The sequence below is a fragment of the Amycolatopsis sp. NPDC051371 genome, from assembly GCF_040682155.1.
Taxonomy (GTDB): domain Bacteria; phylum Actinomycetota; class Actinomycetes; order Mycobacteriales; family Pseudonocardiaceae; genus Amycolatopsis.
Window position 1 is genome coordinate 62,230 of the sequence record NZ_JBFBAG010000026.1, and the last position, 11,945, is coordinate 74,174.

Genomic DNA, 11,945 nt, shown 5'->3' on the forward strand with positions numbered 1-11,945 from the left:
GGCAATGGACTCCCGACTTTCCTTGGGGGACCGGAACACGGGTCAACGTTGACCAGAGGCATCATTGCACATGGCAATATTTGATCGATCTCAACTTGAAGCGATTACAGTCCGGTAAAGTCCGTTGTGTCCGGTCCGGCGATGTGTTCGGCTGGCGGGATTCACGACCGCGCCGGTGAAGGAGATGGATGACGTTCTTCCTGTCGCGGCTGCTGGCCCGCTGGGTGTTGAGCCGAGGCTGGCTGTTACCGGTGGCGGTCGTCGTGTTCGTGTTCGCGACGAGCTGGCCGCTGATGGCACTTGCCGAACCCGCCGGCAGCGACCTGGTGCGTCCGGGCAACTACTGGTGGTACTTCGTCGTGACGGCGGCCACGGTGGGCTACGGCGACTACTCGCCGGAGAGCGTCGCGGGGCACTTCGTGGGCGGCTACGTCATCATCGGCGGGATCGCGACCCTCACGACGGTGTTCACCCGGCTCGCCACGGCGCTCGAACAGGCGAAAGGACGGCGAATGCAGGGGACCGAACCGGTGCACACCACCGGGCACACGGTGCTGATCGGCTACACGGCCGGCCGGACCGAGCGCATCGTGGCCCAGCTGCTGGCCGACGGCGTGACCGGCCTGGTCCTGTGCACCGGTGAGGAAATCCCGGTGCACCCATGCCCGGGGAGCCAGTGGACTTCGTCCGCGGCGAGCCGACGGCCGCCGGCGTGCTCGCCCGCGCGGCCGTGCACCGCGCGGCGACCGTTCTGGTGGACATGGCCGACGACAACGAGGCGCTGGCCGTCGCGGTGACGGTCGACCACGCGAACCCGTCGGCGCACGTCGTGGTCGCGCTGCGGGACATGGAGCGCGCCGAACTGGTCCGCTACGTCGACCCGAATATCAAATGCGTGCAGTGGCACACACCGCGAATGGTCACCGAGGAGCTGACCTCTCCCGGAATCGCCGACGTCTACGCGGAGCTGATGACCGCGGGAGGTGCGAGCACTTACTCCGTGGCGCTACCGCAGTCGCTCGGGACCCTGCGGACCGAGCGGTGCTGCCTGGCGCTGGGCCGGGCGTTCGGTGCCACGATCCTGGCCGCCCGCACGGCCGACGGCCTGGTGGTCAACCCCGGCTGGGACGGTGAGCTTCCGGCCGGGTCGACGCTGTACTACGTGGGCCCGCGACGGCTCACCGGCACGGAGGTCATGACCGCCCTGCGTGAGCCAGGCAGCTGAGTTTCAGTCGTCTTCTTCGGCTTCGGCGGCGACGTTGCGGATGCCACGCGGCCGCCCGGACCGCACCCACAGCGCGTACAGGGCGGCGGCGATCAGCAAGGCCGCCGAGATCGAGACGACCGGGTCACCGCGAGTGAGGTTGACCGCCAGGGTGAACGCCACCGCGACCGCTCCCGCGAAGTTGATCACCAGGAACCCGAACCGGCGTTCCCGCCAGGAAAACCGCGCCATCGCGACCAGGCCGGCGAAGAGGCTGACGAACACCGAGGCGGCGTAGAAGAGCACCAGCTCCTGGTCGCGGCCGCCCGCGGCCGCGGTGACCAGAGCCGCCGCGGCCATGAAGACCACGACACCCCAGTACGGCGTGTGGTGGCTGTTCGTCCGGCCCAGCCACGCCGGCAGGATGCCCGTGCTCGTGCCGTCGGCGTGGTGGTGCCGCGCCAGCGCCTTGAACAGGCCGGGCCCGGCCTGGAACGACGAGCTTGCCGCGGAAAGCAGCAGCAGCGCGGTGGTGAGCTGGAACGCCGCGAAGACCGGTGTCGACGTCGCGGCCCGCGCGAGTTCGGCGATCTGCGTGGTGTTCTCGTGCGGAACCCCGACGCCGAGGCGGACCGCCTGCGCAGTGAGCCCCAGCGTGCTCGTGCCGACCACGCCGAGGGTCAGCCAGAGGGTCACCCGGCCGAAGCGGCGACGTCCCGGGTCGTCGAGCTGCCCGAGCTGGGCGATCGCCGACGACGGCGCCTCGATCCCGGTGGCCAGCGCCATCGCCACAGGGAAGGCGAGCGCGACCGCGATGAGCGGGGAGTGGCCGGGATCGGGCGAGGCTGCCGCGGCCGCCCGAGCGGGCACGAAGAACGCCGACACCAGGACCACGACGGTGAGCACGATGAACGCCACCGTCATCAGGGCGAACACCGTGCGCCCCAGGTGACCGAACCAGGTACCGCCCGCCACGCCGGCGACCAGGAGCACCGCGATGAGGACCCGCCACGGAGCGAGGGCGGGGAAGAACGCGATCACGGCGGAGGCACCCGCCGCCGAGCTGATCGCGATCGTCAGCACGAAGTCGACGATCAGCGCGCCGATCGGGACGAAGGCGGTGCCCTCGCCGAACGCCTCCCCGGTCGCGGCGGCCGCACCGCCGCCCTGAGGGTACCGGGCGACGAGCTGGTGGTAGTTGACGATGACGAGCACGACGATCGCGACGACGAGCGCCATCGTCGGAAGCAGGAGGGCGAGGTCGCCGCGCAGTGCCCGCAGCGCGGCTTCGATGGCGTAGGCGACCGAAGACACCGGGTCGGCCATCACGGCGAAGGCGAAGGCGAAAAGCAGCACCGCGCGGCTGGGCGTCACCGGTCCGCGCCGGCTCTTCAGCTGGGTCAAGCGTGATTCCTCCGTGTCAAGCCGGAACGCGGGATCTTTGCGAAATCCTGCGGTGCGGGCATGCCCACCCTGGCGGCCCGGTATGCGTATCCGGTTTGCCCCGGGCGGATTTTTGCGGCATCTTTACGCCTGGAGTGCCGGGAAGTCTGGTCGGCCCTTCGTCCGAAGCGGACGGAGGACGCGACTCGAGGACGGATTTTCCATGGCGCTCGTACTGACGTTCGGCGTCGTCTTGCTCATCAGCGTGTCCCTCTCCGGCGTCGCCGCGCGGACCGTGCTGTCGACGGCATTGCTGTTCCTGCTCGCCGGCGCACTCATCGGTCAGGGCGGCTTCGGGCTGGTGCAGATCGCCCCGCACGATCCGCTGGTCACCGCGCTCGCCGACATCGCGCTCTTCACGGTCTTGTTCACCGACGGCCAGCGCGCCAACGTCCGCGCGCTGCGGGAGGGCTGGCGGCTCTCCGGCCGTGCGCTGGGCCTGGGCATGCCCCTCACGATGATCGGTATCGCGGTGCCGGCGCACTTCCTGGTCGGGCTGGACTGGCCGACGGCCCTGCTGCTGGGGGCGATCCTCTCACCGACCGACCCGGTGTTCGCGGCGGCGATCGTCGGCCGCGACGACGTCCCGCTGCGGCTGCGGCGACTGCTGAACGTCGAATCGGGGCTCAACGACGGGCTCGCGCTGCCGTTCGTGCTGATCTTCCTGGCCACCGCCGCCCACACGCACTCGGACCTGGGCACGGTGGGCATCGAGCTGGTGCTCGGGCTGGTCCTGGGGATCGCAATCCCCGCCCTGGTCACCCTGGCGTGGCGGCTCAAGGTACTCACCGCCGAGCCGCGGCTGCAGGCCCTCGGCCCGCTCGCGGTCGCGGTGATGCTGTACGCGGCGTGCCACCTGACCCATGCCAACCCGTACCTGGCTGCCTTCGCCGCCGGCTCGACGCTCGCCACGATGGACAAGTTGGCCGCCGAGCACTTCGAACCGCTCGGCGACCTGCTCTCGGAAATCACCAAATTCGCCGCCCTGCTGGTGTTCGGTGCGCTGGTCACCCCGGAGCGGCTGGGGCACCTGAGCTGGGGCGGCTGGGTGCTCGCCGTGCTGGCGATCGTCCTGGTCCGCCCGGCCGCGATGGCCTTGTCACTGCTGCGCACGAAGATGTCGGGCCGGGAACGGGCCGCCGCCGCGTGGTTCGGGCCCAAGGGGTTCGCATCGGTCGTGTACGGCCTGCTCGCCCTGCAGTCCGGCATTCCCGACGCGGAGCTGGTGTTCGACCTGGTCACCGTCACCATCGCGCTGTCCATCGTCCTGCACTCCTCGACCGACGTCCCGGTGGCCAAGGCGCTGAGCTTCGAGCCACCGGACAACCTGCCCACCGGCCGTCAAGAAACCGAAAGGAGCGCCGGATAGTGCCGCACGAAACCGGCCCGCCCGCCGTACCCTGGGCGGATGCACGCTGTGGAGATGGCCGAGGACTACCCGGTCGTGGACCTGGACTCCGACGCGCTCGCCGCGGCGAAGCTGCTGGCGGAGCGGCGGCTGCCGGGCATCGTGGTGACCGACGCCTCCGGTTGCCCGTGTTCGATCCTGCCCGCTTCGCAGGTCGTGCAGTTCCTGGTGCCGCGGTACGTGCAGGACGACCCGTCGCTGGCGGGAGTGCTGGACGAGTCGATGGCCGACCGGGTCGCGGACAAGCTGGGTGGCAAGACGGTGCGGTCGTTGCTCCCGGAGAAGCCGGCGGAGTTGCCTCGGGTGCAGTCCGACGACACGATCGTGGAGGTCGCGGCGATCATGGCCCGGCTGCGCTGCCCGCTGGTCGCGGTGATGGAAGACAAGCGGCTGCTCGGCGTGATCTCCGCATCGCGGCTGCTGGAGCTGGCCCTCAAGCCCCGCTGACCCGAGGAACGGTGCGATGAGCACCGTCCTCGCCGTTGTCGTCTTCGTCATCGCCTACGTCTTCATCGCCACCGAGAAGATCCCCAAGATGGTCGCGGCGCTGGCCGGGGCAGGGGTGGTCCTGGCTTTGGGCGTGACCGGCGCCGACGACGCGTTCTACTCCCACGACACCGGCATCGACTGGAACGTCGTCTTCTTGCTGCTCGGCATGATGATCATTGTCGGCGTGCTGCGCCGCACCGGCGTCTTCGAGTACATCGCCATTTGGGCGGCCAAGCGCGCCAAGGGCTCGCCGCTGCGGATCATGGTGCTGCTCGCGCTGATCACGGCGGTCGCGTCGGCGTTCCTGGACAACGTCACGACGGTGCTGCTGATCGCGCCGGTCACGCTGCTGGTCTGCGACCGGCTCGACATCAAGCCCACACCGTTCCTCATCGCCGAGGTGCTGGCCTCGAACATCGGCGGTGCGGCGACGCTGATCGGTGACCCGCCCAACATCATCATCGGCAGCCGGGCGGGCCTGACGTTCAACGACTTCCTGGTCAACATGGCTCCGATCGTCGCGATCGAACTGGTGGCGTTCACACTCGCGCTGCGATGGGTGTTCCGCGGATCATTCTCGGTCGATCCGGCGCGGGTGGCGGACGTGATGCGCCTGAACGAGCGGGAGGCGATCCGCGACCGCAGGCTGCTGGTCAAGTGCGGTCTCGTACTGCTCGCGGTGTTCATCGGGTTCATCGGGCACTCGCTGTTCCACATCGAGCCGTCGGTCGTGGCTCTGCTGGGTGCCGGCGTGCTCGTGCTCATCTCCCGGGCGAGTCCCGAGCACTACCTGGCGGGCGTGGAGTGGGAGACGCTGCTGTTCTTCGCGGGGCTGTTCGTGATGATCGGCGCGCTGGTCAAGACGGGCGTGATCGGGAACCTCGCCAAGCTGGCCGCCGACGCCACCGGCGGCAACGCGCTGCTCGCGGTGATGCTGATCCTCGTGGTGTCCGCGCTGCTGTCCGGGGTGATCGACAACATCCCGTACGTGGCGACCATGAGCCCGCTCGTCCTCGCGCTCAGCCAGGACATCCTGGACCCGACGCACTCGGAGGCACTCTGGTGGTCGCTGGCCCTCGGCGCCGACTTCGGCGGCAACATGACAGCAATCGGGGCGAGCGCCAACGTCGTGATGCTCGGCATCGCGGCACGCTCCGGCAGTCCAATCTCATTCTGGGAGTTCACCCGCAAAGGCGCTCAGGTCACCCTGCTGACGGTGCTGATCGCCGCGCCCTACCTCTGGCTGCGCTACTTCGTGCTCGGCTGAGGATCGCAAGGAAATCGTCAGGTCCGGCGGGAGCATTCCACGGGACAGTGAAGTCCGGCGCCGGCGGGTCCGGAGCGGCCGTCGTGAGCGAGGAACGCGTCATGGGTTTGGGGGCGCGGACCACGGGTGCAGGAAGGCTCCGGCCTCGGCGGAAGCGGCGTCGTGACGCGGCGGCGGGTACAGAGCGGTGCCTCGCCGCCGCGCCAGACCTTCGTCAGAAGAGTAAACTGTTGTCGTATGCAATGGTAAGCGACGAGGAACGCCGGAGGGATCATGGTCACCCGTGGTGTCGAACAGCACTTCTGGATCGGACCGGGCACCGAAGGCGCGCTGACGCCGAGCCTGCCCAGTTCGCTGGCCTTCGTGGCGGCACTGTGGCTCGGCTTCGCGCCCTACGTGCTGCACTTCAGTCACGTGCGAGGCGGCGTCGCTGACGGCATCGACGTGCTGGTGGCGCTGGTGGTCGGCGTGCTGGCCCTGGTCCGGACCGTGATGCCCCGGGATTTCCCGGCGTTCAGCGTCGTCAATGCCGCGCTGGGTCTCTGGCTCGTCGCCGCGCCCTTCGTGCTGGGGTATGAGCTTGCTCGCGTCGTCGTCACCGACCTAGTCGTGGGCGTGCTGCTCCTGGGCTTGAGTGGGCTCAGCGCGGTGCTGACCTACCGGCAGCGCGCGAAGGCGCAGGTGGGGGACCGCGCCGCGTGATCGAATCAAGTATTGCATAATGCAATAGTGTCTACAGGTAACAGCATGTCGGTCAGGCGCGTCCCGGTCCCGGTCCGGCAGCCGATCGGGAGGTGGCTGCGGGAAAGCCGAAGCGGTCTGGTCGGGCTGGCCGTGCTCATCGGCGCGGGCGCCGGGCTCGGCGCCATCGTGTTCCGCTGGCTGATCACGACGTTCACCCATCTGTTCTCCGGCCAAGCGGACTATTCCGACGCGGGGCGGGCTGCCCATCCGTGGCTCCCGGAGCTGGGGCCGTGGTTCCTGCTGCTTGCGCCGGTGGTGGCGGGGCTAATCTACGGGCCACTGGTGTACAAGTTCGCGCCGGAAGCCCGCGGCCACGGGGTGCCTGAGGTGATGTACGCGGTCGCCGAGCGCGGCGGCCGGATTCCCGCGCAGGTGAGCGCCGTGAAGGCACTGGCGTCGGCGCTGACCATCGGTTCCGGCGGTTCGGTCGGGCGCGAGGGCCCGATCGTGCAGATCGGCTCGGCGCTGGGCTCGACGTTGGGCCGGATCACGCGGCTACCGGAGTCCCGGCTGCGGGTGCTGGTCGCGTGCGGCGCGGCGGGTGGGATTGCGGCGACGTTCAACGCGCCACTGGCCGGTCCGTTCTTCGCGATGGAGCTGATCCTGCGCGACTTCGCCGCGGAGTCGTTCGGCGCGGTGGTGCTGGCCAGCGTGACCGCGAGCGTGGTCGGGCGGGCGGCGTTCGGGAACACCGCGTTCCTCGACCTGCCGCCCTTCACCCTGCGCAACCCCGTCGAATACCTGCTCTTCGTCGTGCTCGGCGTTGTCGTGGGTGCGTGCGGGGTGCTGTTCACCCGGGTCCTGTACTGGATCGAGGACTTTTGCGACTGGGTGTGGCGCGGGCCGGAGTGGCTGCGTCCGGCTGTCGGCGGCGTGTTCCTCGGCGGGCTGCTGCTGGTGCTGCCGCAGATGTACGGCGTCGGGTACCCCGTGCTACAGAACGCCGTTGAAGGCAAGTACCTGATCGGGTTCCTGCTGCTGTTGCTGGTCGGCAAGATCGTCGCGACGAGCCTGACGATCGGCATCGGCGGCTCGGGCGGGGTGTTCGCGCCGTCGCTGTTCATCGGCGCGATGGGCGGGACGGCGTTCGGGATCGTGGTGCACGCGTGGCTGCCGTCGCTGACCGCGTCGCCGGGCGTCTACGGGCTGATCGGGATGGGGGCCGCGTTCGCCGGGGCGGCGCGGGCGCCGATCACCGCGGTGATCGTGCTGTTCGAGCTGACCGGCCAGTACACGATCATCCTGCCGATGCTGACCGCGATCGTGATCGCGACGGCGACGAGCCGAGCGTTGTCGCGGGACACGATCTACACACTCAAACTGCGCCGCCGCGGCGTCGACCTCGACCGCCATCCGCAGGAACGCCGGCTGGCCGCCACGACGGTCGAGGCCGTCGCCGAGCCGCTTCCCGAGCCCCTGCCCGCCGGTACGCCGCTGGAGCGGGCTGCGCACGCCCTGGCGGTGTCCGGGCACGGCATCTTGCCGGTGGTCGACGAAGAAGGCCGCTACCAGGGCTGCGTCACGGCGCAAGCCGTCGCCGAGGCGCTGGGCGACGACCACGACGGCACCGTGGGGGACCTGGCCGAGCTGCCGCCCCTGGTCACCTGCGAGACATCGCTCGCCGACGCCTTGACCGCGTTGACGAACGCACCCGGCACCGGTTTGCCGGTGCTGGACGGCGACCACCAGCTGACCGGCTGGCTTACGCACCAGGCGGTGCTGTCCTCGCTCGCGTCGGCGTGACCTCTGACCGGATCCGCTAGGCCGGGAGCCTTCGCGTTGTTCCCCGCGGCCAGGTGCGTTCTTTTTGACGGAAAGGAAACCGAGGAGCGATGGCGAAGAACAAGCAAAACCCGGTGACAGTCGGGAAAGGGCTGTCCGCCAACGCGTGGACCACGATCGCTGTCCTCGCGGTCGCCGTGCTGGTGATCGGCGGAGTCCTGGTCTTCCAGCACAAGGACTCACCCGCGACGGGTGAAGACACGGTCGCCGCGGACGTGCTCCGGCACCCGGACAGCCACACGGTGAGCGAAGCCAAGGACGGGAAGGCGACCGTGGTCGAGTTCATCGACTACCAGTGCCCGGCGTGCGAGGCGTACTACCAGAACATCACCGGCAAGCTCGTGAACGACTACTCCGGCCGCATCACCCTGGTCACCCGGAACTTCCCGCTGCCCATGCACCCGCTCGCGGTGCCCGCGGCGCGCGCGGCCGAGGCCGCCGCCCTGCAGGGGAAGTACCGCGAGATGTACGACAAGCTCTACGGCGACTACCGGTCGTGGGCCGTCCAGCCCGACGGGCAGAACGTCAGCAGCGACGAACAGCGGGCACAAGCTCGCTTCGACGCCTACGCGAAGGACCTCGGATTCGACCTCGACCGCTTCCACCGCGACATGGCCTCGCCCGCGGTCCAGCAGCGGATCGACCAAGGCAAGGCCGACGGGCAGAAAGCCGGCGTCACCAGCACCCTCACCCTGTTCGTCAACGGGACCGAGTTCCGGCCGACCGGCACGACCTATCCCGCGATCAGCCAGGAACTGCGCACCCTGCTCGACAAGGAACTCGACCTGTGATCGCCGCGGTGCGGTCCCACCGCGGCCTGGCCTGGCTCTACGTCGCCGGCGGTGCCCTCGGTCTGGTCGCCGGGGTCACCCTGACCATCGAGAAGATCGAAAAGCTCCGGAACCCGGACTACGTCCCGAGCTGTTCGCTGAACCCGGTCGTGTCCTGCGGTTCGGTGATGGACAGCCCGCAGGCTTCGGCGTTCGGGTTCCCCAACCCGCTCATCGGCATCGCGACGTTCGCCGTCGTCGTGACGGTGGGCGTCGCCCTGCTGACCGGGTACCGCCCGCCGCGCTGGGTGTGGTCGGGGCTGCAGCTCGGAGTGACGTTCGGCGTGGTGTTCGTGCACTGGCTGGTCTTCCAGAGCCTGTACCGCATCCACGCCCTGTGCCCGTACTGCATGGTCGTGTGGGTCGTGACCATCGCGATCTTCTGGTACACCACGCTGCACAACCTGGACGGCACCCGGGCCGGGGCGGGCTTGCGCCGCATCCACACCGGGCTCTTGGCGCTGTGGTACGTGGTCATCGCCGGGCTGATCGTCCAGGCCTTCTGGGACTACTGGGTGTCGGTGGTCTGAGTCCGCGCCGCGTCGAAGGAGCGCAGTCGGAGGCTGTTCGAGACGACGAACAGCGAGGACGCCGCCATCGCGGCGGCCGAGATCACCGGGTTCAGCAGCCCGGCGGCCGCGACCGGGATGGCGGCGATGTTGTACCCGAACGCCCACCACAGGTTCCCGCGGATCGTGCGCAGCGTCGCCCGGGCCAGCCGCACGGCCCGGGCGACCACGGTCAGGTCGGTGCCGACGAGCACGACGTCAGCGGCGTTCGCCGCGACATCGGTTCCGGTGACCAGGGCGAACCCCAGATCGGTCCCGGCCAGCGCGGGCGCGTCGTTGATCCCGTCACCGACCATGGCGACCGTCCGGCCCTCCCGGCGCAGGCGCTGGATCACCGCCGCCTTCTCGTCGGGCAAAACCTCGGCGATCACCTCGCCGACATCGAGTTCGGCGGCGATCGCGCGGGCGGCCGGCTCGCGGTCGCCGGTCAGCAGGATCGTGCGCAGCCCCAGGGCGTGCAGTTCGGCCACCGCCTTGGCCGCGCCGGGCCGGAGGGTGTCGGTGATCGCCAAGACGCCGATCGCGACACCGTCGCGAGCGACCGCGACGACTCCGGAGCCTTCCTGTTCGCAGCGGGCCGCCTCGGCGGACACGGCCGAGGGGACCGTGATCGCCGATTCGGTGAGCAGCCGCAGCGAACCGACCACCACGTCGTGTCTTTCGACCTTGCCTCGGGCGCCCAGCCCGGCCAGGGCGCTGAACCCAGTCACCGCTGGGACAGTGCCGATCGTCCGGTTTGCCTCGGCGACGATCGCGGTGGCGATGAGATGTTCGGACGCCTGCTCGACGGCGGCCGCGAGGCGAAGCACGTCGTCGTGCGCGGCACCGTGGGAACGGACCGCCGTGACGCCGATGCGGCCGGCCGTCACCGTGCCAGTCTTGTCCAGCACCACGGTGTCGACGGCTCGCGCCGCCTCGATCGCCTGGTGGCCCTTCAGGAATACACCGAGCTGGGCCCCACGCCCGGACGCGACGAGCATCGCGGTCGGCGTGGCCAGGCCGAGCGCGCACGGGCAGGCGATGATGAGCACCGCCAGCCCGGAGCCGAAAGCGGGTTCGGCCGCGCCGCCGACGGCGTACCAGAGGGCGAAGGTACCGGCCGCCAAGGCGAGGACCACCGGCACGAACACCGCGGAGATCCGGTCGGCGACCCGCTGGACCCGCGCCTTCTCGAACAGTGCGTTCTCGACGAGCCGGGTGAGCCGGCCCAGCCGGGTGTCCAGGCCCACCGACGTGGCGCGGACGACGATCCGCCCGCCGATGGCGACCGTCGCGCCGAGCACCGGGTCGCCTGCCGCCACCTCACGGGGTACCGATTCGCCGGTCATCGCGCTGCCGTCCACGGCGCACGAGCCGGACAAGACGATTCCGTCAGTCGCGACCGCTTCGCCGGGCCGGACGACGAAGCGGTCACCCACCCGCAGGTCCGCCGCGGGGATGAGCTCTTCCCGGCCGTCGGCGTCGACCACGATGACGTCCTTGACGCCAAGTTCGCCCAGCGCGCGCAAAGCGTCCCCTGAGGCACGCTTGGCCTTCGCCTCATAGAGCCGTCCGGCGAGCACAAAAATGGTCACCCCGACCGCGACATCGAGGTAGAGCGAGCCGGACGGCCGCAGCAGCAGGCCCCAGCCACCGTCCGTGGCCGCAGACGTCGCGGGCCGGGTCATCGCGTACGCGGACCAGAGCGTGGCAGCCACAATCCCGGTCGACACGAGGGTGTCCATCGAGGTCGTCCGCTGCCTCAGCGCGGCCGCGGCCTTGACGTGGAACGGCCACGCGCACCACGTCACCACCGGCAGACCCAGCGCCAGCACGACGAGTTGCCAGCCGGGAAAGCGCAACGACGGCACCAGCGCCAAGGTGAACGACAGATCCGCGACGGGAACGCCCAGCAGCAAAGCGGCCACCAGGCGCCGCCAGATCCGGCGGACCTCGTCGGACGATCGGTTCGCCGGCCGTCCCCGGGTGAGAACTTCGGCCCGGTAACCGGCGCGCGTCACCGCGTCCACGAGAACCTCGTCCGGAACGGACGTGTGCACGACGGCTCGCTCGGTGGCGTAGTTGACACTCGCGGTGACCCCATCGAGCTTGTTCAGCTTCCGTTCGACTCGCGCCGCACAGGCCGCGCAGGTCATACCGCCGACGGCGAGCTCGGCTCGTCGCGGGGCCGGGGAGACCACCGGCATCGTCGGAACGCCTCCCTTCGTCC

At 69.8% G+C, this 11,945-nt stretch carries 11 protein-coding genes; 9 read left to right on the plus strand and 2 right to left on the minus strand.

What is annotated here, in order from left to right:
* The first annotated feature begins 188 nt into the window (after positions 1–188).
* Both AB0M59_RS29140 and AB0M59_RS29145 read left to right on the plus strand, forming a co-directional pair.
* Entirely contained in the window at positions 189–797 is a 609-nt protein-coding gene (locus AB0M59_RS29140) for a potassium channel family protein (protein ID WP_364621188.1), read from the plus strand.
* A complete protein-coding gene (locus AB0M59_RS29145) occupies positions 731–1,225 on the plus strand; it encodes a hypothetical protein (protein WP_364621398.1) in 495 nt (164 codons plus the stop codon). The genes AB0M59_RS29140 and AB0M59_RS29145 overlap by 67 nt, the downstream gene beginning before the upstream one ends.
* A gap of 3 nt (positions 1,226–1,228) precedes the next feature.
* Here the strand turns inward: AB0M59_RS29145 and AB0M59_RS29150 are convergent, their stop codons facing one another.
* A complete protein-coding gene (locus AB0M59_RS29150) occupies positions 1,229–2,608 on the minus strand; it encodes an amino acid permease (protein WP_364621191.1) in 1,380 nt (459 codons plus the stop codon).
* Positions 2,609–2,810: 202 nt separating this feature from the next.
* Here AB0M59_RS29150 and AB0M59_RS29155 point away from each other — a divergent pair, with 202 nt between their 5' ends.
* The 7 genes from AB0M59_RS29155 (at position 2,811) to AB0M59_RS29185 (ending at position 9,697) form a co-directional block, all read left to right on the plus strand.
* Positions 2,811–4,016 (plus strand): cation:proton antiporter, encoded by a 1,206-nt coding sequence (locus AB0M59_RS29155; protein WP_364621193.1) that lies wholly within the window; start codon positions 2,811–2,813, stop codon positions 4,014–4,016.
* Positions 4,017–4,055: 39 nt separating this feature from the next.
* Complete coding sequence (locus AB0M59_RS29160; protein ID WP_364621196.1) at positions 4,056–4,502, plus strand: CBS domain-containing protein; 447 nt, start codon at positions 4,056–4,058, stop codon at positions 4,500–4,502.
* Positions 4,503–4,518: 16 nt separating this feature from the next.
* A complete protein-coding gene (locus AB0M59_RS29165; protein ID WP_364621199.1) occupies positions 4,519–5,811 on the plus strand; it encodes an ArsB/NhaD family transporter in 1,293 nt (430 codons plus the stop codon).
* A 273-nt stretch (positions 5,812–6,084) separates the two neighbouring features.
* Positions 6,085–6,513, plus strand: a complete 429-nt coding sequence (locus AB0M59_RS29170) for a hypothetical protein (protein WP_364621201.1) — start codon at positions 6,085–6,087, stop codon at positions 6,511–6,513.
* 45 nt (positions 6,514–6,558) lie between these two features.
* Positions 6,559–8,298, plus strand: coding sequence for a chloride channel protein (locus AB0M59_RS29175; RefSeq protein ID WP_364621203.1), 1,740 nt, complete (start codon positions 6,559–6,561; stop codon positions 8,296–8,298).
* Positions 8,299–8,411: 113 nt separating this feature from the next.
* Positions 8,412–9,128 (plus strand): thioredoxin domain-containing protein, encoded by a 717-nt coding sequence (locus AB0M59_RS29180; RefSeq protein ID WP_364621205.1) that lies wholly within the window; start codon positions 8,412–8,414, stop codon positions 9,126–9,128.
* A complete protein-coding gene (locus AB0M59_RS29185) occupies positions 9,125–9,697 on the plus strand; it encodes a vitamin K epoxide reductase family protein (RefSeq protein WP_364621208.1) in 573 nt (190 codons plus the stop codon). Before AB0M59_RS29180 ends, AB0M59_RS29185 begins: the two co-directional genes overlap by 4 nt.
* Here AB0M59_RS29185 and AB0M59_RS29190 read toward each other — a convergent pair.
* Positions 9,676–11,922: a heavy metal translocating P-type ATPase gene (locus tag AB0M59_RS29190; RefSeq protein WP_364621210.1), complete on the minus strand. Its 2,247-nt coding sequence runs from the start codon at positions 11,920–11,922 to the stop codon at positions 9,676–9,678. The two genes, AB0M59_RS29185 and AB0M59_RS29190, sit on opposite strands and share 22 nt — an antisense overlap.
* Positions 11,923–11,945 lie beyond the last annotated feature (23 nt).

Excerpts from the sequence above, each read along its gene's own strand:
- AB0M59_RS29140 (WP_364621188.1), top strand. The coding sequence starts at position 189 with ATGACGTTCTTCCTGTCGCGGCTGCTGGCCCGCTGGGTGTTGAGCCGA.
- AB0M59_RS29155 (WP_364621193.1), top strand. The coding sequence starts at position 2,811 with ATGGCGCTCGTACTGACGTTCGGCGTCGTCTTGCTCATCAGCGTGTCC.
- AB0M59_RS29160 (WP_364621196.1), top strand. The coding sequence starts at position 4,056 with ATGCACGCTGTGGAGATGGCCGAGGACTACCCGGTCGTGGACCTGGAC.
- AB0M59_RS29165 (WP_364621199.1), top strand. The coding sequence starts at position 4,519 with ATGAGCACCGTCCTCGCCGTTGTCGTCTTCGTCATCGCCTACGTCTTC.
- AB0M59_RS29170 (WP_364621201.1), top strand. The coding sequence starts at position 6,085 with ATGGTCACCCGTGGTGTCGAACAGCACTTCTGGATCGGACCGGGCACC.
- AB0M59_RS29175 (WP_364621203.1), top strand. The coding sequence starts at position 6,559 with ATGTCGGTCAGGCGCGTCCCGGTCCCGGTCCGGCAGCCGATCGGGAGG.
- AB0M59_RS29190 (WP_364621210.1), bottom strand. The coding sequence starts at position 11,922 with ATGCCGGTGGTCTCCCCGGCCCCGCGACGAGCCGAGCTCGCCGTCGGC.